This window comes from Pseudomonas sp. SCB32, from assembly GCF_009189165.1.
Classification (GTDB): Bacteria; Pseudomonadota; Gammaproteobacteria; order Pseudomonadales; family Pseudomonadaceae; genus Pseudomonas.
In genome coordinates this window covers 46390-67615 of record NZ_CP045118.1, presented here as the reverse complement: position 1 = coordinate 67615, position 21226 = coordinate 46390, and the positions used below count along the sequence as shown (strand labels likewise).

Here is a 21226-nt window from a genome sequence, read left to right as displayed (position 1 = left end):
TGCGGCCAGAAACGCTTCAGGGCAGGCGCGGCTCAAACGCACGCCTCCTCCTCGATCCCCAGCAATTGACACAGTCGCTGCCGAGCCACAGCCTGGGAGCAATGACCACGCATGCGCTCAATGGCATTGGCCGACAGTTGGCGATAACGCTCCGGCGCATCGAGGTAGCAGCGATATGCGGCGAGATAGCCATCGCGCAGCGACGCCCAGTCCAACTGATGGCGGCAGGTGCGGTAGGCCAGGCGCGGGTCGTGCGGCCAGGCGGTGCCATCCTCCCAACTGTTCACCACGAAGCCGACTTCGGTATCCATGTAGTCCAGCATCGCCGAGTTGCGCGGGGCCAGCGCGGGAATCCCGCAGGACAGCATTTCCATCAGCGGCAGGCACTGACCCTCGCCGTGGGAAGCGTTGACCACGAAGTCGCTGGCTTCGATGAAGGCGTTGAAGTCGCTCTGTTCGAGGAAGCCATGCACCAGCACGATGCGGCAGCGAAATTCCGGCAGGCGCGCCAGGGTGGTCAGCATGGCCTCGACGGCGGAGCGGTATTCCTGGTGCGTCAGCTTGAACAGCAGGGTCGCATCGGGTTCATCGCGGAACGCGGTGCAGAACGCCGTGAGAATGTCGGTCCAGTTCTTGCGGCCATCGTAGGGATTCAGGATCGAGGTGAAGACCACCCCGTCGAGCACTAGCTCATGGCTTGCGGGAACCCACCAACCGGTCTCCACCGGATCAGGACTGGCGGCTGGAACCGACTCCACCGGCAGGCCGGCGGGTAGCGGTCTGGCCGGACGGACCCAGCGCTTGACGGTAGCCAGTGCGCCACTGAGCGGCGCGGGCATGAGGTCGCGCCAGACCAGGCGATACCACTCCAGCAGATAGCGAACCGTGGTGTGAGCCACCTGCAGGGGGCCCGGTCTGCGGCTCGCTTCCGGCGCCACCGCCGGGCCGACCACAGGCTTGGGCTGGCCAGCGGCGATGAATTCTTCCAGTGCATTGGGTCCGGGACGGTACGGCCCAAGGTCCAGCGTACGGGTATCCACCACCACGCCGCGCGGCACCTTGATACGGTGCTCGGCGTTGGCCGGGCGCGGTTGAGCAAGCATCTGCCGCAGGCCTTCCAGGCGATCCCAGACCGGTGCCGGAATGGATGTCACCGGAAAGTCGTCGCGCACCGCGCGGTGAATGGCGCGTACCGTCTGGTTTGAATGCACCACGGCACGTCCCAGCCCTTTGAGGACAAAACGCCAGTCCTGCTCCGGCTGGCCATGCCAGGTTTCATCGGGAATGGTATCGAACTCCCAGGCAAACACCGGAATCGTCGGGCAGACCAGCCCGCGAACGGTCTTGTGTGGAGGTGAGAACGACAGGAACACGCAGCGCTCACCTTCGGCCAGCGCCTGGTGGAACAGCGGATCGACCTCGCGTTGCGGGTCCTGCACCACGATGATCTCGCCGAGCTGCCGGAGTACCGGCATGAACTCCTTGAGCACGAAGTAGTAGCTGTACTCCGGCCGGCCGAGGCTGGTGGCGATGTTCGACGCGTTGACTTCCGAATAGATCAGGAACCTCATAGCGCCAGGCTCCTCTTTGCGGTGCCCGGGGCAGACACCAATTGATCGTCAAGGAACTCGCCCAGGCGTCCACTGACCTGCGCCACCGAACAGTACTCACGCATCCTGCGCTCCGCCGCCTCAGACATCCGCCGATAGTCCACGGGACGCTTGGCGGTCGCATAGCTTTCGCGGTAGGCGGTGACCAACGATTCCCAGTTCAGGCGGTGCAGGTAGGCACGCAGCAGGGCGCGCGAGTCATGGGGCCAGCTGGCGGGCTGCGGGGCGCTGCCGACGATGAACGCGACGTCCTCGTCGAGGTAGTCGAGCATCGCGGTATGGCGCGGGCCGATCGCGGGCTTGCCGCAGCTGAGGAACTCCATCAGCGGCAGGCACAGGCCCTCGCACACCGAAGTGTTCACGTAATAGGTCGAATGGCGGACCAGGTCGCGATACTCCTCGTCCGCAAGGAAGCCATGGATCACCACGATCCGGCACTGGAACGGCGCCAGGCGCGAGAGCAGCGTCATCAGCATCACGCGGTAGCTCTCCAGGTCGTGGTGGGTCATCTTCACCACCAGGGTCGCGTCGGCCACGTCGTGGAATGCCCAGCAGAAGGCGCTGATCATGTCGATCCAGTTCTTGCGGTGATCGCCGGGGTTGAGCACCGTCGTATAGACCACTCCGCGCAGCTCCACCTGCCGAGGCTCCGCTTTCGCGGGCTGCGGCGCTGCCTGCTCGGCCTCTACGGCCTTGCGCCGGGTCGACAGGAAGGGCGCCACCGCCTCGCTCCACCAGCCCTTGAACAGAGCCCTGGTGGTCAGCCAGCGGACTTGGGACGACAAGGGTGCGACCGGCGCCGGCAGTGGCGCAGGCTGCGGCGGCAACACCAGGCAGTCGGCCGACAAGCCCAGTTGCGGGCTGTCGATCACATGGCCGGTGAAGCGCAGCATTCTTTCCGAGAGATTCAGGCGGCGCGCGTCAGCCATACCCTCGTCCTGGAAGCGGTCCCACACCGGCGCCGGCAGCGCGATGATGGGATAGCCATCGCCCATTACCGCCGTTACCGCATCCGCCGCTTCGCGACTGAGGGTCACCGCAGCGCCGGATTCGGCGAAGACATGTCGCCAGTCGTTGCACAGCTCGTCGCCCCAGGCTTCGGTTGGAATGCTGTCGAACTCCCAGGCGAACACCGGGATGGTCGGGCAGCGCAATCCCTGGGGCGTCTGCTGCGGCGGACTGAAACTGAGGAAGACCACCTTCCGGCCCTGGGCGCTGTGCTGGTCGTAGAGCGCATCGACCTCATCGAGGCTCTTGACCTCGATGACACTCCCCAGGCGCTGCAACGCGGGTACGAACTCCTTCATCAGGAAGTAGTAGCTGTACTCCGGCTTGCCCAGGGAGCTGTGGATGGTGTCCTGGCTGATTTTCGAGCCAATGAGAATGAGCGTATCCATCATGATGCAACCGCAGGCCCCGCTCCTGCGCAGTTCTTATTATCGATGCAGCCGGTGCCGCTACTGCGAAATTTCTGAAGAGGGGGTGCATAGCACCAGTTCTTCGCCGAGCTGGCAAGAGCCATTCCAACCTGAGTACAGATGGGGCGATAACCGAGCGATACAGTTGCGAACATCCTGAAACTGACCCAGAACAATCGTCCTCCGCTGTGACTGGAGAGTCAGGCCCTCAGTGCGAAATCATGACCTCCATGCCACTCGCTTCCCACTGAGCTGGAGGACCTCGCCATGGAACGCACCCTTCTCGCCCCTACCGCCCCACGCCTATCCGCCCCGATAAATGCCTGGCGCCTGCTCGGGCAATGGCTACAGAACGCTCGCACCCGCCGTCAACTGGCCGAACTGGACAGCCGGGAACTGGCCGATATCGGCGTCAGCCCGAGCGAACGCGTGGGCGAAATTTCGAAGCCGTTCTGGCGCTGACCTATGGTGACACCCATCAGTCTTGGATAGTCTCTGTTCCGGTAGAGTGGCCGCCCGGCCACCTGTTTTTGTCTTATCCGGAGCCACTCCATGAAGAAAAGCCTTCAACTGATCGCCGCAGCCGCGCTGCTCGGCTGCGCCACCGGCGCCTTCGCCACCAGCTTCGTCTACACCACCGACCTGTCGGTGCGTGCCACTGGCGCCACCTCCGACGCCACGTCCAACATCAGCGACTCCTTCAAGGACGACAAGATCGTTCTCGAAGCCAAGGACGACGCCGCCACCTTCGTCGCCAGCCAAGGCGATATCCGTGGCGCCCACCTGGAAGCCGCCCTGCGTCACATCCGCACCAAGATGCCGGAGCTGGCCGCCAACGACCAGCAGCTGGCACAGGCCATCCTGACCATCTGATGCCTCCCCGCGCCGGGCACTCCGCCCGGCGCGCCGCGCTGGCCCTTGCCCGCGCATTCCGTTAGCCTTGGCGGTCGTGCTTTTCCGATCATCTCCGCCCATGCGCCCTCTACTGCTCCTGCTACCGATGTCGTTCTGTGCCCTGCCCGCCCAGGCATTCGACCAGACGACCCAGTTCCCGGTAGGGACCAGCTATGTCACCAGCAAACTGACCAGCACGCCGTTCGAGAACAAGCTGCTGCACAGCGCCCGTGACGACGCGGCAGGGTTCATCGCCACCGGTGGCGAGCTGCGCGGCGCCCGCCTCGAAGCGGCACTGCATTGGCTGCGCCAGCACCATCCGGCGCTCGCGGCAAATGATCGGGAACTGGCCGAAGCGATTCTTGCCCAATAAGTCGTGAGCAGCTCCCGCTGCCCTTTCGGAGACACCCATGCGCCTCTGCTCGATCCCCAAGAGCCCCCTGATCCTTGGTCTGCTGCTCGCTGCCTGCGCTTCCGGCGCCCAAGCGCACTCGGTGATTCGCGTGTTCAACATCACCACCAACGCTTCCGCCCGCAGCATCGACTTCACCTCGGACACCACCACTTCCATTCGCGACATGAAGCTCGTGCAGGAAGCCCGCGACGACGCCGCCAGCTTCGTCGGCAGCGACGGTGCGATCCGTGGCGCCCAGCTGGAAGCCGCCTTCAAGGTCCTGCGCGAAGACGTGCCGCAGGCGCGTGACGCCTCCGACCAGGCCCTGGCCGAAGCCATCCTCGCTCTGTGAAACTCCGGGCTGGCCGCTGGCTGGCGGCCCTTGCACTGATAGTCACCGCCAGCAGCCACGCCTCGCTCCGCCTGGAGCTCGACACTGACGGACTGACCGGCGCCCAGCGCCAGGCCAGCCAGCAACTGCTGGACGAAGCCCTGCAGACGCTGCCGGCCACCGTCGTCGAGCGTCTGGACCGCAAGGTCGAGGTGCAGTGGCGCGATGACCTTGCCGAGAACGGCATGGGTCGCGCCCTGCGTCCCGACGCCATCGCCCTCAGTACCCGCTACCTCGCCGCGCTCACCGACGGCAGCGCCGCCACGCAGCAGACCGGTCGCACCCACGGCACGCTGCGTCGCGAACTGCTGGCGACCCTGCTCCACGAGCTCACCCACCTCTACGACCGCGCCCAGCTGTGGGATGCCGACGAAGCCCGCGTCATCCGCCGCTGCACAATGCGCGACAAGAGCCTCGGCCACGTCGGCGCGCCGGACGAATGTCGCGGCCAGACCGGCCGCCGCTTCACCTTAAGCGACGATCCGCGCCTGCTCGACCTGGCCGGCTGGCCGCAGTACGCCGGCAAGCATGGCGAGCGCGAGCAGCACAATCGCTTCGTCCTGCGCAGCCCGGACAGCTACGAGCTGACCAATCCGCGCGAGTACGTCGCGGTGAACATGGAGTACTTCCTCCTCGACCCGAGCTACGCCTGCCGCCGCCCCGCGCTGTACCGCTACTACGCCTCGCGCTTCGGCGAGCGCCCGCACGACGCATGCGCCGGCAGCTACGCCTACCTCAACGCCGGCCGCGACTTCGGCCAGCAGCCGCTGGGCTACCTCGATCCGGAGCGGATCTACGAGGTCGATTACTTCATCGCCGAGGCCAACAACGACATCGCCAGTCGCTGGGGGCACACCATGCTGCGCCTGGTGGTCTGCGCTCCCGGCCGCCCGCGCGGGCCGGACTGCCGCCTGGACCTCGACCAGCACCTGGTGCTGTCCTACCGCGCCTTCGTCGGCGACCTGCAGCTTTCGAGCTGGGACGGCCTGACCGGCGCCTACCCATCGCGGCTGTTCGTGCTGCCGCTATCGCAGGTGATCGAGGAGTACACCAAGATCGAGCTGCGCAGCCTCGCCTCGATCCCGCTGCGCCTGAGCCGCGACGAGATCAAAAGCCTGGTGGAGCGCTCCGCGCAGAGCCACTGGAGCTACGACGGCAACTACTACTTCCTGTCCAACAACTGCGCCGTGGAAACCCTGAAGCTGCTGCGCAGCGGCATCCAGCGGCAAAGCCTGCAGAGCATGGACAGCATCACCCCCTACGGCGTGCTCGGCCTGCTGGAAAACCGCGGAATCGCCGACCCAAGCGTGCTGGACAATCCCAAGGAAGCCCTGCGCCTGGGTTATCGCTTCGACTCGTTCCGCGACCGCTACCAGGCCATGTTCGAGGTACTGAAGAAGCACCTGGACATCCGCCAGGACAAGGTCGAGGACTGGCTCGCGTTGCCCGCCACCGAACGCCGCCCGTGGTTCGACAAGGCCGACCTGCGCGCCAGCGCCGCCCTGCTCCTGCTCGAACAGGCCGCGCTGCGCCGTCAGCTGCTGCTGGCCCAGGACGAGCTCAAGCAGCTCTACTTGAGCAACCGCGACGACCTCAGCGCCGACACCCGCCTGGCCACCGCCGGCAAGACGCTGCAGCAGATCCTCGACGACAGCGGCTTCCTCAGCCGCCCGGCGGAGCTGCTCGACGGCGGCTACGGGCTGCCCCAGGCGAAGGAGACCGCCACCCTCGAACAGCAGACGCAGCAGCGACAGAAGCGCCTGCGCCAGCTCAGCGACAACCTCGACCGCGAAGTGCGCGCGCTGCTCACTCCGGAACGACGCGAGGAACTTGCCGCGCTGGAGGCCAATACCAAGCAGATCAGTGCGCACCTGCGGGCGCTGCACAAGGCGGCGGGCGGGTTCGAGCTGCCCTGACTGTGATCTATCAGGACTCGTAGGAGCGGACTCCGTCCGCGATGCTCTTCTGGCCGGCCTGCGGCCGGATCGCGGGCATGGCCCGCTCCTACGCAAGACGCATCATCGTAGGGCGTACAACCGTTCACGGTTGTACGCCGGTGCACAGCACCCGTCGCGGGTGCCGAGACTGGGCTCGGAGCGCTCTGGGATCGAGGTCAAACGGCGTATAACGTCGAACGTCAGACGCCGTACGTTCGTGCGCAGTCCGCGCGCATCAGACAACGCCATTCACGAGCAGTAGCCATCACGCCGCCAGGCTCTACGTAGGAGCGAGCTTGCTCGCGAACAAAGCTCGCACTTAAAGCTAGAGCGTCTCCTCCCACTCCTCCGGCAACTGCTCATCCAGATGAATCCATGGCAGCCGGCTGTTCACCCAGATGTGCCGGTTGGGCGCCACCTCGGCCACGTCATCCAGCGTCGCGATGGTGAGATCCAGGGTGTCCGGCGCCAGGTCGGTGAACAACGCCAGGTGCGCCCCGCAGTGGGCGCAGAAGTAGCGCACACAGGACGCCGAGGAGCGGTACTCGGCGGGCCTGCCAAGGGTCCAGCGGACGCTGCCCAGCGGCACCGTGACCCAGGTGGTGACAATGCCGCCGGTGGTACGTCGGCAGATCGAACAGTGGCAGTGGGCAACGTCTTCCAGCCCGGCGTCGCATTCATAGCGCACCTGTCCGCAATGGCAGCCACCGGCGTGTGTAGCACTCATGGGGATCTCCTGACTCAGTCGTATTCGGCGGCCTCGTGGTCGCCCAGCAGCCTCCGCTGACGCGGCGTGCAGGCGGCCAGCACCTCGGGGTTGAAGGTCCAGTCCAGGTAGGGCGAGAACTTCTGCGCAACCATGCGCCGGCCATAGTGCACCTGCAGCAGGTAGCGCGTGCGCTGGCTCAGGTTGCGGCTGCCGGCGTGCCACAGGTCGCTGCGAAACAACAGGCAATCTCCGGCGCGGCAGAACACTGGCTCGGCCACCCTGCCCCGCCATTCGCGCTCATCGGGTGCCGGTGCGCGACCGGCGCGATGGCTGCCGGGAATCACCCAGGTCGGGCACAGCGCCTCGTCGATGTCGTCGAGGTAGATCTGCGCGGTCGCGATGAAGATCGGCAGGTCGCCCCCCGGCGTCGGCAGCGCGACGGGCAGGTAGTCCTGGTGCATCTGGGCGCCAATGAAGCCGGGATGACAGCGCCAGGCCGTCTGGCCGATTACATGGCAATCCGCACCCAGCGTCGCTTCCGCCAGCTCGATCAGCCCCGGCGGGTCGAGATACGGCAGCCAGCGCGGCGAGCGGTTGAACACACACTTGTAGTGATCCACCAGGCCTTCATAGTCCCAGTGGAACGGCCGCAGGCCGTCGATCAGTCCACGTACTTCGGCCACCTGAGCGGCATCCAGCAGGCCGCGCAGCAGGACGAAGCCATCCTCGTGCAAGGCCTGCAAAGGGCTCATGGTGCACACACTCCGCTTCCCAGCTCGGACTGGGCGCGCGCCAGCGCATCGAGGAACGCCCCCAGTGCCTCGCCCGAGTCCGCCCCCCTGGCGGGTCACGCAGTGGAACTCGGAGACGTAGGCCAGCTGCGCCGGACGAATCGCCCGCAGGCGTCCCTCGGCCACCCACTCGCTGGCGTAGTGGGTCGGCAGGTAGCCGATGTAGGTCCCGCTGAACACCAGGTTGGCGATGGCTTCCATGCTGTAGGCATTGGTGCAGCGGCTGAACACCAGGCCGTGCGGACGCCGGCTCTCGGCCATATAGCCGCGGCCGACGTACTCGGCGGCGCAGATGTGCTCCAGCGACGGTTCGTCCTGCGCGCGGTCGAAGAACGGATGCTCGCGGGCGCAATACAGGTTCTGCTCTTCGCGGAACAGCAACTGGTAGCGGAGCCCGGACAGTCGATGGTGAAAGGCACCGATGGCCAGCTGCAGGCGCTCTTCCAGCACGGCGTTTTCCAGCTCGTCCGGGCGTTGGGTGTGCAGGTTCAGGCGCACTCGCGGATTGCCCTCGCGGAACAGCCGGATCGCCAGCGGCAGCGGCCAGCACTGCTGGCCGAGCACGCCGTCGACGCAGCCCAGGAGCAGGACCTCGCGGTCGCGGCCACCCAGTCCCGTCACCTGCTCGCGGAAGCGCTCGATGTCAACGAACAATCCGAGTGCTGCCTCGTAGAGCTGCTCCCCCTCCTCGGTCAGCTGGAAGCCGCTGCTGCCGCGCCGGCACAGTGAATAGCCCAGGCGCAGTTCGAGGTCGCGCACCAGTACGCTCAATCGCGACAGGCTGGTGTTCAGGCGCACCTGGGCGGCGGTGAAGCCACCCGCCTCGACGATGGTGCAGAAGGTGCGCAGCAGGCGCAGGTCGATATCGGAAAGATTACCCAGCATGGGAGTTCTCGCGGCGGCGACGCAGGCCTTTCGTTATAGCGCCGAGGACGCCGCCCCGTGAACCCCCATGGCGGTCAGCGGCGCGCGGCGATCGAGTCGGCCAGCACGCAGAGCAGCTCGAACATCATGGTGGCGCCCACCAGGGCGGTCGCCCCGCCCTGGTCGAATGGCGGCGAGACTTCCACCACGTCGGCGCCGATCAGGTTCAGCCCCTGCAGGCCACGGATCATGTGCTGCGCCTGCAGGGTGGTCATGCCACCGATCTCTGGCGTGCCGGTGCCGGGCGCGAAGGCCGGGTCGAGCACGTCGACATCGAAGGTGACGTAGGTCGGCTCCTGCCCCACCACGCGGCGCACTTCGGCGAGCGTGGCCTCTACACCCAGGTCGGCGAACTCTTCCATGTGGATCACACGGATGCCTTGCTCGTGGGCGAATGCTTCGTCGTCCGCGTCGTAGATCGAACCGCGGATGCCGATCTGCACCGTACGTTTCGGGTCCAGCAGACCTTCCTCGATGGCGCGGCGGAACGGCGTGCCGTGGGTGTAGGGGTTGTCGCCGAAGTAGCGATCGTTGGTGTCGGAATGGGCATCGAAGTGCACCATGCCGACGGGCCGCTCGGCGGCCAGCGCGCGGAAGATTGGCAGGGTCACCAGATGGTCGCCTCCCACCGACAGGGGGATCGCCCCCGCCGCATGGATACGGCGGTAGAAGCCCTCGATGCGCTTGAGCGAATCCAGCAGGTCGATGGGGTTCACCGGCGCATCGCCGATGTCGCCGACGCGCACCAGGTCATAGGGGGCGATGTGGCTGACATGGTGCACCTTGCGCATCAGGCTCGACTGGTTGCGCACCTCGCGCGGGCCGTGGCGGGCGCCAGCACGGTTGGTGGTGCCGCCGTCCCACGGCACGCCGAGCAGTGCGATGTCCAGTTGCGCCGGGTCCTCGAAGATCGGCAGGCGCATGAAGCTGGGGATGCCGGCGAAGCGGGGAATCTCAGCGGCGTCCAGAGGTTGCGGGAATTCATGGGACATGGGGTGTCTCCTGATGAGTGAAGGGTGTCAGTCGGCCTGCGCCTGGAGGCTGGCGGCCGGCTCGCCGGCGAGGCTGACCACTACGAAGGCGACCAGGCTGGCAAGCAGGCCGTAGGCGATGGGGGTGTTGGCGAGAACGCCGTCGATGACCATGAAAACGACCACCACCAGGCAGCCGACCACGATGCTGGCCATGGCTCCGCGAGCGGAGGCGCGGCGCCAAAGCAAGGCACCGAGGATCGGCACCAGCAGGCCACCCACCAGCAGGTTGTAGGCGATGCTCAGGGCACCGATAACGTCGTTGACCAGGCACGCCAGGGCCAACATCACCACCCCCATCAGCAGGGTGAACAGGCGGCTCTCACGCAGGCCGTTGGGCGCGCCGGGGCGCAGGAAGCGCGCGTAGACGTCCTCCTGCAGCACCGTGGCAGCGGCCAGCAGGCAGCCGGAGGCGGTGGACATGATGGCCGACAGCGCCGCCGCGACCACCAGCCCGCGCAGTCCGGGTTCGAGCACCTGGCGAGTGATCTCGGCGTAGGCGTTCTCCGGTACCGCAAGGTTCGGGATCAGCACGTGGGCGGCGGCGCCGATCAAGGCGCAGGCCAGGCCATAGAGCATGCAGTAGATGCCCGCGCCGAGACCGGCGTAGCGCACCACCTTCTCGCTGCGCGCGGTGAACACGCGCTGCCAGATGTCCTGGCCGATCAGCGCGCCGAAGAAGTACAGCAGGAAGTAGGTGAGGATGGTGTCCAGGCCGATGTGACCGAGGTCGAAGAAGCCCGCCGGCAGCACTTCCTGCATGTGCGACAGGCCGCCCGCCTGGTGGATCGACAAGGGCAGCAGCACGGCAAAGATGCCGAGGGTCTTGATCACGAACTGGATGATGTCGGTCAGGGTCAGCGACCACATGCCGCCGATCACCGAATAGACGATGACGATGCCGCCGCCGCAGAGAATCGCCGGGATGCGCGGGATCTCGAAGACGACTTCGGTCACCGAGCCGATGGCGATGGTCGCGGTGACCGCCACCATCAGGTCGTAGGCCACCATCACGATGCCGCCGATCAGTCGCGAGGACGCCTGGTAGCGCTGCTCGAGGATCTGCGTGACGGTGAAGACCTTCAGCTTCGCGATCTGCCGCGAGAACACCAGGCTGAGGACGATGATCCCCAGGCCCAGCATGAACACCAGCCATAGGCCGGACAGCCCGTAGAGGTAGCCGAGCTTCACCGTGCCGATGGTGGATGCGCCGCCCAGCACCACGGCGGCCATGGTGCCCAGGTAGAGGCCGGGGCCGAGACGGCGCCCCGCCACGAGGAAGTCGTTCTGGTTGCGCGCCTTGCGCATTCCGTACCAGCCCAGGGCGAGCATGCCCAGGGCGTAGACCAGCATGATCAGGTAATCGAGCAGCATTGCGGGAGGCTCCTGTTGTTGTTGTGTGGGATTCAGGCCGGCGCCCCGAAAGCCTGATCCGCCACCTTCTCCCAGCAAATCCCCAATGCCTGAAGCCAACTTTCGCCACCGCGAAAGTGCCGCTTCGGCCCGTGCCAGTCGGGCTTGATCCCCTCTTCCCGCTCCTTTCGAGAAAAAACTTTGCCCCCGCCAAGTGCTTGATTCGTATACGTATGTTATCGTTGTAAACACTGTATACAGCGTAAACGGAGCTGTTCAAAAAGTGACCACCGTTGTCTCCTTCCGCGCCGATGACGCCCTCGTCGCGGCCCTGGACCAGCTGGCCCGCGCCACCCACCGGGACAGGCCGTACCACCTGCGCCAGGCCCTGACGCAATACCTGGAACGCCAGAGCTGGCACGTGGCAGCCATCGATGAAGGCGTGGCCGATGCCGATGCCGGACTCCTGCTGGAGCACGCCGCCATCGAAGCCAAGTGGGGGCTGGCATGAGCCTCCAGTGGACGCACAAGGCCGCGACCGACCTGGACGCCATCTACGACCACTACGTCGTGCTGATCGGCCCGGAGAAGGCGCTACGCGCCATCCAGGACATCGTCGAGCAGGTCCGCCCGCTGGCGAACCTCGACCAGAGCAGCAGCGGCGTGCCCAGCGAAGTGCCCGGCGTCAGGGAATTGCCGGTCGAGCGCTGGCCGTACCACGCCGCCTACCGGGTAAAGGGGCGTTCTGTACAGATTTTGCGCATCGATCGTGTGGATAACTCGGGGTAAAAGTGGCCACACGGTTACAAAATATTTCAAAGTATTGACTTTTTAATTTGATTAAAAAGCGTACAAATAATTGAAATCGCGCTTATGGTCACCTTTGGTTCATATGAGTCTTTGTTGAACAGAACACAAACAACTTGTGCCTGATCAGTCATTCATCTTGAGCGACGACTGACTTTTTCCAGGCAACAAAAAACCCGGCCTAGGCCGGGTTTTTGGTTTTTTCGAGCTTATTTTCGAAAGCGGGTCAGACAGCCTGCCAATCGACCGGCAGCTGCCCTTCTTTCCAGGCGAAACGGTCGAGGTGGCTGACCACCACGTTCTGCAGGCGCTCCAGCGCCTGTGCATCGGCTGCTTCGGCGTCCATCAGCAGGGCATCGGGGGTCGCGTGCAGACGGCAGGTGCCGAAATCGAAGCGCAGCACGCCGCGATCCTCGGTCAGTTCGACAGCGAGCTTGTGCGCGAAGTGGTTGCACAGGCGCTTGAGGTAGCGCGCGGCATCAGGTGTAGCGACAGTGGCACGGCTTAGCGGCATCGTTCTCGTCTCCTTTTTCGGGAGTTGTCATGCTAGGCGTGGGAAATCCAGGGAAAAACCCGCTATTTTGCCTTTCACTCTTAAGTGGAGCTTCACAATGGACAACCTCAAGGGCATGGCGGTCTTCGCCACCGTGGTGGCCCGCGGCTCCATGGCCGCTGCCGCCGAGAGCCTGGGCATGACCCCCTCGGCGGTCAGCCAGCAGATCCGCAAGCTCGAAGCCCACGCCCAGGTGACGCTGCTGCACCGCACCACCCGCAAGCTCACCCTGACCGAAGCGGGCGAAGCCTTCTACCGCAGTTGCGCGCAGATGCTGGCGATCGCCGAAGAGGCCGAGCAGCGCCTGGGCGAATGGCGCGAGGCGCCGGTCGGCGAGCTGCGCCTGGCCGCCCCGGTGGGCTTCTCCGGCAAGCTGATCACCGAGGCCCTGCGCCCCTTGTTGGAAAATCACCGCCAACTGCGCCTGCAGCTGTTCTTCCACGACGAGCAGATCGACCTGATCGAGCAGCGCATCGACCTTGCCATCCGCGTCGGCAGCCTGTCGGACTCCAGCCTGGTGGCGCGCCATCTGGCCGAGTGGAACAACGTCATCTGCGCCGCGCCGTCCTACCTGAGGCGTCTGCCGCCCATCGAGCATCCACAGCAACTGCAAGGGGTGGACTGGCTGGCGCTGAATACCGTCGCGCACCAGGGCTACCTGAACTTCAGCGGACCTGGCGGGGAGGGCTGCAAGCTGCGCCTGGAGCCGCGCGTCGCCGCCAACAGCATGATCGCCCTGCGCCAGTTCACCCTCGACGGCCTGGGCGTTTCCGCGCAACCCGAACCGGAAGTCCGCGAGGCGCTGGAGGAGGGCCGCTTGCAGCGCCTGCTGCCGGACTGGACGCTGCCTCCGTTCGGTATCTACGCCGTCACGCCACGTCGCGACGCCCAGCCGGCCAAGGTCAAGGTCGCCATCGAGGCACTGCGGCGCCACCTCGGCGGCTCATCCCACCTGCGCTTCCAGGCGCCGGTCTGAGAGGCGCGCTAACATGGGCGCCTCATCGACAGGAGCATCCCCATGGCCCGGAACTGGACCTGCAAGCACCACAGCGACCTGAGCAAGGAAGAGCTGTACGCCATCCTCAGCCTGCGCACCGAAGTCTTCGTGGTCGAGCAGAAATGCCCCTACCAGGAAGTCGATGGCCTCGACCTCATCGGCGACACCTGCCACCTGATGGTGGAAGAGGGTGGCCAGCTGCTCGGCTACCTGCGCCTGCTCGACCCGCAGCGCCACCAAGGTGACGTGGTCATCGGCCGCGTGGTGATCGCTCCACAGGGCCGCGGCACCGGCCTCGGGCACCAACTGATGGAACAGGCGCTGCAATTCATCGCCCAGCGCTGGCCGGGCCTGCCGATCTACCTCTCGGCACAGGCGCACCTGCAAGGCTACTACGGCCGCTACGGCTTCACGCCGGTCACCGAGGTCTACCTGGAAGACGATATCCCGCACATCGGCATGCGTCGCCAGCCCTGAGCGTCAGGCCGGGTAGTGACGCGCGAGGAAGTCGCCCAGTAGCGCGTTGACCCGCTCCGGCTGCTGGTTCTGGATCCAGTGGCCGCAGTTCTCCAGCACATGCTGCGTAAGATTCGGCACATGCTCGGGCATACGCTGCAGGGCGTAGGCCTCGAAACGGCCCACCGGGTCTCGGTCACCGATCAGGAACAGCGTCGGCTGCTCGACCTTGCGCCCGGCCAGCGGCTCGGTGCGCTGCCAGCTGCGCTCGAAGTTGCGGTACCAGTTCAGCGCGCCGTGGAAGCCACGGTCTTCGAACGTGCGCACATACCACTGGAAGTCCTCGGCGCTGCACCAGGCCGGTTGCGCAGGTGGTGTCGGCAGACCGTCGAACAGCCGGCCGTCGGGCGCTTGCTCCGGCGCCAGGCGCACGTTGTCTCCGAGGAAGTGACGCAGGCTGACGGCGATGTCCGCATCCAGCTCGGCCTCGGCGCGGCCGGGCTGCTGGAAGTAGAGGATGTAGAAGAACTTGCCGGCGAATACCTCGCGCATGATCTCCAGCGCAGGACGTTTGGCGCGGCCCGCGAACGGCACCGAAAGGGTCGCCAGCACCTCGACACGCCGAGGCTCCAGCAGCGCCAGATGCCAAGCCACCGGCGCGCCCCAGTCGTGGCCGACCATCGCCACGCGCTCGTGCCCAAGGGCCTCCATGGCACCCTGGATGTCCGCGCAGAGCGTCAGCACGTCGTAGGCATCCACCGCTTCCGGCGCACTGGTCTGGCCATAGCCACGCATCTCCGGGGCAAACACGCGGTAGCCGGCGGAGGAGAGGGCGCGCATCTGGTGCTGCCAGGAATGCCAGCACTCGGGAAAGCCGTGCAGCAGCCACACCGGTTTGCCTTCTGCCGGGCCGCAACTGTAGAGGCTGAGCTGGATACCGTTGACGGCCAGCAGCTGGTGTTCGAACTCGTTCATGGCGCGACCTTGCATGAGTGCCAGACTCAACTATGCCGCGCCTGGAGCGCAGCCCGAATCGTATTCATCGGGCGAATGTAGCGCTCTCACCAGCACCCCACGCCGATGCATCTGCTTCAGGCGCGAGCTTGCTCGCGCAGGGCCGTAGGGTGCCTTTCCCGGTGAGCCTTACTCGACAACCCAAAATCATCACCGTATTCTGCACAGCGAAACATAATTCCGTTAAAACAACTCTAAACGGAGCACGGCATGTCAGAAGCGGTACAGCTCTTACGTCGGGGCGAGATCGCCCTGGTGACGGTCGACAGCCCACCGGTGAACGCCCTCGGACAGGCCGTCCGCGCCGGGCTGATCAAGGCCTTCCAGCAGGCCGAAGCCGATCCGCAGGTGCGCGCGGTGGTGCTGGTCTGCGCCGGGCGCACCTTCATGGCCGGCGCCGATATCCGCGAGTTCGGCAAGCCAGCGCAGGCGCCGTCCCTGCCGGACGTGATCGAAGCCATCGAAAGGTCATCCAAGCCCAGCGTCGCCGTCATCCACGGCACCGCCCTGGGCGGCGGCCTGGAAGTTGCCCTGGCCTGCCACTACCGCATCGCCCGCCGCGACGCCCAGGTCGGCCTGCCGGAAGTGAAGCTCGGGCTGCTGCCCGGCGCCGGCGGCACCCAGCGCCTGCCGCGCCTGGCGGGTGTGGAAAAGGCCCTCGACATGATCGTCTCCGGCGCGCCGATCCGCGCGGCCGATGCCCTGGACAACACCATCGTCGACGAGCTGTTCGACGGCGACCTGATCGCAGCCGGCCTCGCCTTCGCCCAGCGCCTGTTGGCGGACGGCAAGGGCCCGCGGCGCACCGGCGAACGCAACGAGCGCGTACAGGAAAGCGGCCTCGCCGAGCTGATCGCCCACAAGCGCGGCGAAGTACAGAAACGCCTGCCCGGCCAGTTCTCCCCGCAACGTTGCATCGACGCCGTGGAAGCCGCGACCCAGTTGCCGATGCACGAAGGCTTGGTGCGCGAGCGCGAACTCTTCCTGCAATGCATGGAATCGCCGCAGCGCGCCGCGCTGATCCACGCCTTCTTTGCCGAGCGCGAGGCCGCGCGGGTCGAAGGGCTTGCAGCCGATGTGCAGGCCAGGGAAATCCGCCGCGCCGCTGTTATCGGTGGCGGCACCATGGGTGTCGGCATCGTGCTGTGCTTCGCCAACGCGGGTATCCCGGTGCAGGTGCTGGAAGTGAGTGAAGACGCCCTGCAGCGCGGGCTCGACCGCGCCCGCAGCCTGTACGCCGCCAGCGTGGCGCGCGGCAGCCTGAGCGCCGAGGAAATGGAGCGGCGCATGGGTCTGATCAGTGGCGTGCTCGATTACGCCGCGCTGGGCGATGCCGACGTGGTGGTCGAGGCGGTGTTCGAAAGCCTGGAAGTGAAGCGCCATGTCTTCCAGCAACTGGACGCCGCCTGCAAGCTCGGCGCGATCCTCGCCAGCAATACATCCTCGCTGGACCTCGATGAAATCGCCGCCTTCACCCAGCGTCCGCAGGACGTGGTCGGCCTGCACTTCTTCAGCCCGGCCAACGTCATGCGCCTGCTCGAAGTGGTGCGCGGCAAGGCCACCTCGGACACTGTGCTCGCCACCTCCATGCAACTGGGCAAGCGCCTGAAGAAGGTCTCGGTGATGGTCGGCGTGTGCGACGGCTTCGTCGGCAATCGCATGATCTTCCAGTACGGCCGCCAGGCCGAGTTCCTGCTGGAGGAGGGCGCCACACCCGCACAGGTGGACCGCGCGCTACGCGCCTTCGGCATGGCCATGGGACCGCTGGCGGTGCGCGACCTCTCCGGCCTCGACATCAGCCACGCGATCCGCTCGCGCCAGCGGCCGAACCTCAAGCCCGGCCAAACCCTGCCGGCGGTGCTCGATCACCTGATCGCCGCCGGCATGCTCGGGCAGAAGACCGGCACCGGCTTCTACCAGTACGGCGAAGGCGGTCGCGCCGCGCAGGACAACCCGGCGCTGCCGGCCATGCTCGAACAGGCGGCCGCCGAGCGCGGCATCATCCGCGCGCCGGTCAGCGATGAGGAAATCGTCGAGCGCTGCATCTACGCGCTGATCAACGAGGCCGCCAACATCCTCGACGAAGGCATCGCCCAGCGCGCCAGCGACGTCGATGTGATCTTCCTCAACGGCTACGGCTTCCCCACCTGGCGCGGCGGCCCGCTGTTCCATGCCGACAGCATCGGCCTTGTCCATGTGCTCGAACGAATCCGCGAGTTCCACCGGCGCCTCGGCGCCTGGTGGCAGCCCGCACCGCTACTCGAACGCCTGGTGGCCGAAGGCCGCCGTTTTGCCGATCTCTGAGGACCCGCCATGGACATCCATTTCACTCCCGACGAACTGGCATTCCGCGATGACGTGCGCCACTTCCTGCAGACCAGGCTGCCCAAGGACATCGCCTCCAAGGTGCGCCTGGGCAAACACCTGAACAAGGGCGACCACCAGCGCTGGCAGCGCGTCCTCGCCGAGCAGGGCTGGTACGCCACCCACTGGCCCGAAGAGTTCGGCGGCACCGGCTGGAACGCCGTGCAGAAGCACATCTTCGAAGAGGAATGCGCCGCGTTCGGCGCGCCGCGCACCATCCCCTTCGGCGTCAACATGGTCGCCCCGGTGATCATCAAGTTCGGCACGCCCGAGCAGCAGGCGCACTACCTGCCGCGCATCCTCGACGGCACCGACTGGTGGTGCCAGGGCTACTCCGAGCCGGGCGCCGGCTCCGACCTCGCCAGTCTGAAAACCCGCGCCGTGCGCGACGGCGAGCATTACGTGGTGAACGGCCAGAAGACCTGGACCACCCTCGGCCAGCACGCCGACTGGATCTTCTGCCTGGTGCGCACCGACCCGGAGGCACAGCAGCAACGTGGCATCAGCTTCCTGCTGATCGACATGAACACCCCCGGCATCACCGTACGCCCGATTATCACCCTCGACGGCGAGCACGAGGTCAACGAGGTGTTCTTCGACAACGTGCGCGTGCCGGTGGAAAACCTGGTCGGCCGCGAGAACGAGGGCTGGACCTGCGCCAAGTACCTGCTGACCTACGAGCGCACCGGTCTCGCTGGCATCGGCGCGTCCAAGGCGGTGCTCGCGCACCTGAAGCAGGTCGCCAGTCGCGAGCTGTGCGACGGAAAACCGATGCTCGAAGACCCGCTGTTCCGCGCCCAGGTGGCGGAGGTGGAGATGCAGCTGATGGCCATCGAGATGAGCACCCTGCGCATCCTCGCCGCCGCCCGCGAAGGCGGCGTGCCGGGCGCGGAAAGCTCGATCCTGAAAGTAAAGGGCACGGAGATTCGCCAGGCCATCAGCCACCTGCTGCGCAAGGTGCTCGGCCCCTATGCGCTGCCCTTCATCGAGGACGAGTTCGAGCTGGGCAGCGAGGCGCTGCATGCGGATTACGCGGCGGCGCCGGCCAGCCAGTACTTCAACCTGCGCAAGCTGTCGATCTTCGGCGGCTCCAACGAAATCCAGAAGAACATCGTCTCCAAGATGATTCTCGAACTGTGAGGCCAGGGCCATGGACTTCAAACTGAGCGAAGAGCAGCAGATGCTGCAGGACACCGCGGCGCGCCTGGTGCGCGACGCCTATCCGTTCGACAAGCGCGAGGGCTTCAGCAAGAGCGAGTTGGGCTACAGCGCCGACTTCTGGCGCCAGCTCGGCGAGCTGGGGTTGACCTCAGTGTCGCTGCCGGAAAGCCACGGCGGCTTCGGCGGCGGCGTGGAAAGCATGCTGGTGCTCACCGAACTGGGCCGCGGCCTGTGCCTGGAGCCTTACCTGCAATCAGTGGTGCACGGCGGCGGGCTGATCGCCCAGCTGGGCAGCGACGCGCAGAAGGACCATTGGCTGCCCCGTATCGCCAGTGGCGAAGCGCAACTGGCGGTCGCGCTGGAAGAACCACAGAGCCACTACCAGCTGCACGACGTGCAGACCCGCGCGGAGCAAATCGGCAACGGCTGGAAGCTGAGCGGGCGCAAGGCGGTGGTTATCGGCGGGCAGAGCGCCACGGCGATCCTGGTCTCGGCGCGGGTGTCCGGCAATGCGCGGGACGAGACGGGCATCGGCCTGTTCCTCATCGACCCGCAACGGGCCGGCGTGAGCCACCGCGACTACCCGACGGTGGACGGCCAGCGCGCCTGCGAGCTGTTCCTCGACGGTGCCCTTGGCGAAGCCATTGGCACGCCGGGCGAGGCGCTGCCGGCGCTGCGTTACCAACACGGCCGCGCCATCGCCGCGCAGTGCGCCGAGGCGCTTGGCAGCCTGCAGGAAGCCTGCGCGCTGACCCTGGACTACCTGAAGACGCGTAAGCAATTCGGCATCCCGATCGGCAAGTTCCAGGTGCTGCAGCACCGAATGGTGGACATGCGCAGCGAGCTGGAGCAGGCCACCAGCATGGCGATCCTTGCCGCCTGCGTCGCCGACCAACCCGACAGCGCCGAGCGCAGCCGCACCCTGGCCGCCGCCAAGTTCATCGTCACCCGCGCGGCGCGCTACGTGGCCGAGCAGGCGATCCAGCTGCACGGCGGCATCGGCATGACCTGGGAATACGTGCTGGCGCACCACGCCAAGCGCCTGGTGATGCTCAGCCACCAGTTGGGTGACGATGATCATCACCTGAAGGTGTATGCGGGGTTGATGGAGGTGGCGTGAGCCGCGCAAGTGCCTGTTGCTCTAGCTCTAGCCTTTGAGGTCTTCCAGAGAAACATCCGCGCACTCCGAACCGCCCCTTCAGGAGGCCGAGTGGAATCGGAGTTTCAGGGGTTGAGCGACATGGATGTCGCGAGAGCGTCGTCGGGCCAGGGATGGCCCGTCGACGCGAGCCCCTGAAACTTCGATGGAGCGAGGGAAACGGAGCGCAGCGTAGTAACAGCCGAAGGCTGGCCCGCAGGGTGAGCGAAGCGAATCAGTCCCGCGAAGCGGGACCCGGATGCAGGGGCAAGACCTTTGGTTACTTTCTGTGGGGCGGCCATCCGCAGTTTGAGAAAGTAACTCGCCCGAGGGGGCGAAACAAAACCTCTCAGCACACGCCGAAGCGGCGCAGAAACACCTAACCCCAAAACGGCGGATAACGCCTTAGGCGTTATTCACCCTACGAAGTGCAAGAGCATCGCGGACGGAGTCCGCTCCTACGAAATCGGTTCTCCCCGTTAGGGAATATCAGGCCCCGAGGCTCTCGATATCCCGCGCCAGCATCTCCAGCTCGTGGGCCAGCGACCCACGCAGCGTCTCTTCGCTGAGCTGGAACGACGGCGCCCCACAGGTCAGCGCCATCAGCCCACCGTCCGCCAGGCGCAGCGGCACGCCGGCCGCTCGCACGTTGCGGTCCCAGTCGCCCAGGGACAGGCAGAACCCATGCTCGCGATACTCCTCGAAGGACGCCTCCAGCGACTCGCGCATCGCACTCCAGTCGCCTTCGTGGCGCGCTTCCAGCGCCGACAGCAGGTGTTCGCGCTCCTGCTCAGGGGTCGCGGCGAGGTAGGCACGGCCGGCGGCGGTGGTGGCCAGCGGCAGGCGCACGCCCGCGTCCATGCGCAGGGAAGTCGCCTCCGGCGGGCGGCAGTTCTCCACGTAGATCATCGACAGCCAGTCACGGCAGGTGAGGCCGACCGTGGTGTTGGTACGGCGGGCGAAGGCCTCCATATAGGGCTTGGCCAGCTGGCGCACGCGCAGGTTGGAGACGTAGGCGTACCCCAGCGCCAGCACACCGGAATCCAGCTGGTACTTCTCGTGCTGCTGCGAGTAGCAGAGGTAGCCGAGCTTGGTCAGGGTGTAGGTCATGCGCGACACCGTTGGCTTGGGAAGCCCGGTGATCCGCGCGATTTCCTGGTTGCCGAGCACCACCGAGCCGTGGGTGAAGGCACGCAGCACATCCAGCCCACGGGCAAGCGCCTCGACGTACTTGCGGTCCTTGGGGTTGCTGCTGTCTTCGACGTCGTCGCTCATGGGGCCTCG

At 66.1% G+C, this 21226-nt stretch carries 21 protein-coding genes and 1 pseudogene; 12 read left to right on the top strand and 10 right to left on the bottom strand.

The window, feature by feature from the left end:
- Nucleotides 1-32: 32 nt before the first annotated feature.
- Together GA645_RS00340 and GA645_RS00335 are read right to left on the bottom strand one after the other, a co-directional pair.
- Nucleotides 33-1571 (bottom strand): glycosyltransferase, encoded by a 1539-nt coding sequence (locus tag GA645_RS00340; protein WP_152218861.1) that lies wholly within the window; start codon nt 1569-1571, stop codon nt 33-35.
- The gene (locus tag GA645_RS00335) at nt 1568-3010 is read right to left on the bottom strand and encodes a glycosyltransferase (protein ID WP_152218859.1); all 1443 of its coding nucleotides are present in this window, start codon (nt 3008-3010) and stop codon (nt 1568-1570) included. The genes GA645_RS00340 and GA645_RS00335 overlap by 4 nt, the downstream gene beginning before the upstream one ends.
- A 285-nt stretch (nt 3011-3295) precedes the next feature.
- On the opposite strand from GA645_RS00335, the gene GA645_RS00330 reads away from it, so the two are divergent.
- The 5 genes from GA645_RS00330 to GA645_RS00310 all read left to right on the top strand — a co-directional run bounded on the left by GA645_RS00330 (nt 3296) and on the right by GA645_RS00310 (nt 6623).
- Nucleotides 3296-3490, top strand: a complete 195-nt coding sequence (locus GA645_RS00330; RefSeq protein ID WP_152218856.1) for a DUF1127 domain-containing protein — start codon at nt 3296-3298, stop codon at nt 3488-3490.
- A 90-nt stretch (nt 3491-3580) separates the two neighbouring features.
- Entirely contained in the window at nt 3581-3901 is a 321-nt protein-coding gene (locus GA645_RS00325) for a DUF2388 domain-containing protein (RefSeq protein WP_152218853.1), read from the top strand.
- A 100-nt stretch (nt 3902-4001) separates the two neighbouring features.
- The gene (locus GA645_RS00320) at nt 4002-4295 is read left to right on the top strand and encodes a DUF2388 domain-containing protein (protein ID WP_152218851.1); all 294 of its coding nucleotides are present in this window, start codon (nt 4002-4004) and stop codon (nt 4293-4295) included.
- Between the two features lie 37 nt (nt 4296-4332).
- Entirely contained in the window at nt 4333-4668 is a 336-nt protein-coding gene (locus GA645_RS00315; protein WP_152218850.1) for a DUF2388 domain-containing protein, read from the top strand.
- Nucleotides 4665-6623: a DUF4105 domain-containing protein gene (locus tag GA645_RS00310; protein WP_152218848.1), complete on the top strand. Its 1959-nt coding sequence runs from the start codon at nt 4665-4667 to the stop codon at nt 6621-6623. Before GA645_RS00315 ends, GA645_RS00310 begins: the two co-directional genes overlap by 4 nt.
- A 346-nt stretch (nt 6624-6969) precedes the next feature.
- On the opposite strand, the gene GA645_RS00305 is transcribed toward GA645_RS00310, so the two are convergent.
- The 5 genes and pseudogenes from GA645_RS00305 to GA645_RS00285 form a co-directional block, all read right to left on the bottom strand.
- Complete coding sequence (locus GA645_RS00305) at nt 6970-7371, bottom strand: GFA family protein (protein WP_152218846.1); 402 nt, start codon at nt 7369-7371, stop codon at nt 6970-6972.
- A gap of 14 nt (nt 7372-7385) precedes the next feature.
- Nucleotides 7386-8105 carry a phytanoyl-CoA dioxygenase family protein gene (locus tag GA645_RS00300; RefSeq protein ID WP_152218844.1) on the bottom strand — a complete coding sequence of 240 codons (720 nt, stop codon included), beginning with the start codon at nt 8103-8105 and terminating at the stop codon, nt 7386-7388.
- Nucleotides 8102-9029 (bottom strand): annotated as a pseudogene (locus GA645_RS00295) (LysR family transcriptional regulator). The gene GA645_RS00300 and the pseudogene GA645_RS00295 overlap by 4 nt, the downstream one beginning before the upstream one ends.
- A 74-nt stretch (nt 9030-9103) precedes the next feature.
- The gene (gene speB / locus GA645_RS00290) at nt 9104-10060 is read right to left on the bottom strand and encodes an agmatinase (protein ID WP_152218842.1); all 957 of its coding nucleotides are present in this window, start codon (nt 10058-10060) and stop codon (nt 9104-9106) included.
- A 27-nt stretch (nt 10061-10087) separates the two neighbouring features.
- Nucleotides 10088-11473, bottom strand: coding sequence for a sodium:solute symporter (locus GA645_RS00285; RefSeq protein WP_152218840.1), 1386 nt, complete (start codon nt 11471-11473; stop codon nt 10088-10090).
- 262 nt (nt 11474-11735) lie between these two features.
- Between GA645_RS00285 and GA645_RS00280 the strand changes: the two genes are divergently transcribed.
- Complete coding sequence (locus tag GA645_RS00280; RefSeq protein WP_152218839.1) at nt 11736-11963, top strand: CopG family ribbon-helix-helix protein; 228 nt, start codon at nt 11736-11738, stop codon at nt 11961-11963.
- Nucleotides 11960-12241, top strand: coding sequence for a type II toxin-antitoxin system RelE/ParE family toxin (locus tag GA645_RS00275; RefSeq protein ID WP_152218837.1), 282 nt, complete (start codon nt 11960-11962; stop codon nt 12239-12241). Before GA645_RS00280 ends, GA645_RS00275 begins: the two co-directional genes overlap by 4 nt.
- A 244-nt stretch (nt 12242-12485) precedes the next feature.
- Here the strand turns inward: GA645_RS00275 and GA645_RS00270 are convergent, their stop codons facing one another.
- Nucleotides 12486-12773 carry a DUF2218 domain-containing protein gene (locus GA645_RS00270; RefSeq protein ID WP_152218835.1) on the bottom strand — a complete coding sequence of 96 codons (288 nt, stop codon included), beginning with the start codon at nt 12771-12773 and terminating at the stop codon, nt 12486-12488.
- Nucleotides 12774-12870: 97 nt separating this feature from the next.
- Between GA645_RS00270 and GA645_RS00265 the strand changes: the two genes are divergently transcribed.
- Nucleotides 12871-13788 (top strand): LysR family transcriptional regulator, encoded by a 918-nt coding sequence (locus tag GA645_RS00265; protein WP_152218833.1) that lies wholly within the window; start codon nt 12871-12873, stop codon nt 13786-13788.
- 42 nt (nt 13789-13830) lie between these two features.
- Nucleotides 13831-14286, top strand: coding sequence for a GNAT family N-acetyltransferase (locus tag GA645_RS00260; RefSeq protein WP_152218831.1), 456 nt, complete (start codon nt 13831-13833; stop codon nt 14284-14286).
- A gap of 3 nt (nt 14287-14289) precedes the next feature.
- Here the strand turns inward: GA645_RS00260 and GA645_RS00255 are convergent, their stop codons facing one another.
- Nucleotides 14290-15240, bottom strand: a complete 951-nt coding sequence (locus GA645_RS00255; RefSeq protein ID WP_152218829.1) for an alpha/beta fold hydrolase — start codon at nt 15238-15240, stop codon at nt 14290-14292.
- Nucleotides 15241-15489: 249 nt separating this feature from the next.
- On the opposite strand from GA645_RS00255, the gene GA645_RS00250 reads away from it, so the two are divergent.
- The 3 genes from GA645_RS00250 to GA645_RS00240 are packed head-to-tail and all read left to right on the top strand — an operon-like array spanning nt 15490 to nt 19924.
- On the top strand, nt 15490-17583 hold the full coding sequence (locus tag GA645_RS00250) for a 3-hydroxyacyl-CoA dehydrogenase NAD-binding domain-containing protein (RefSeq protein ID WP_152218827.1): 2094 nt from the start codon (nt 15490-15492) through the stop codon (nt 17581-17583).
- Nucleotides 17584-17592: 9 nt separating this feature from the next.
- The gene (locus GA645_RS00245; protein ID WP_152218824.1) at nt 17593-18783 is read left to right on the top strand and encodes an acyl-CoA dehydrogenase family protein; all 1191 of its coding nucleotides are present in this window, start codon (nt 17593-17595) and stop codon (nt 18781-18783) included.
- A 10-nt stretch (nt 18784-18793) separates the two neighbouring features.
- Nucleotides 18794-19924, top strand: a complete 1131-nt coding sequence (locus GA645_RS00240) for an acyl-CoA dehydrogenase family protein (RefSeq protein WP_152218822.1) — start codon at nt 18794-18796, stop codon at nt 19922-19924.
- Nucleotides 19925-20431: 507 nt separating this feature from the next.
- Here the strand turns inward: GA645_RS00240 and GA645_RS00235 are convergent.
- Nucleotides 20432-21217 (bottom strand): IclR family transcriptional regulator, encoded by a 786-nt coding sequence (locus GA645_RS00235; RefSeq protein ID WP_152218820.1) that lies wholly within the window; start codon nt 21215-21217, stop codon nt 20432-20434.
- Between the last annotated feature and the right edge of the window lie 9 nt (nt 21218-21226).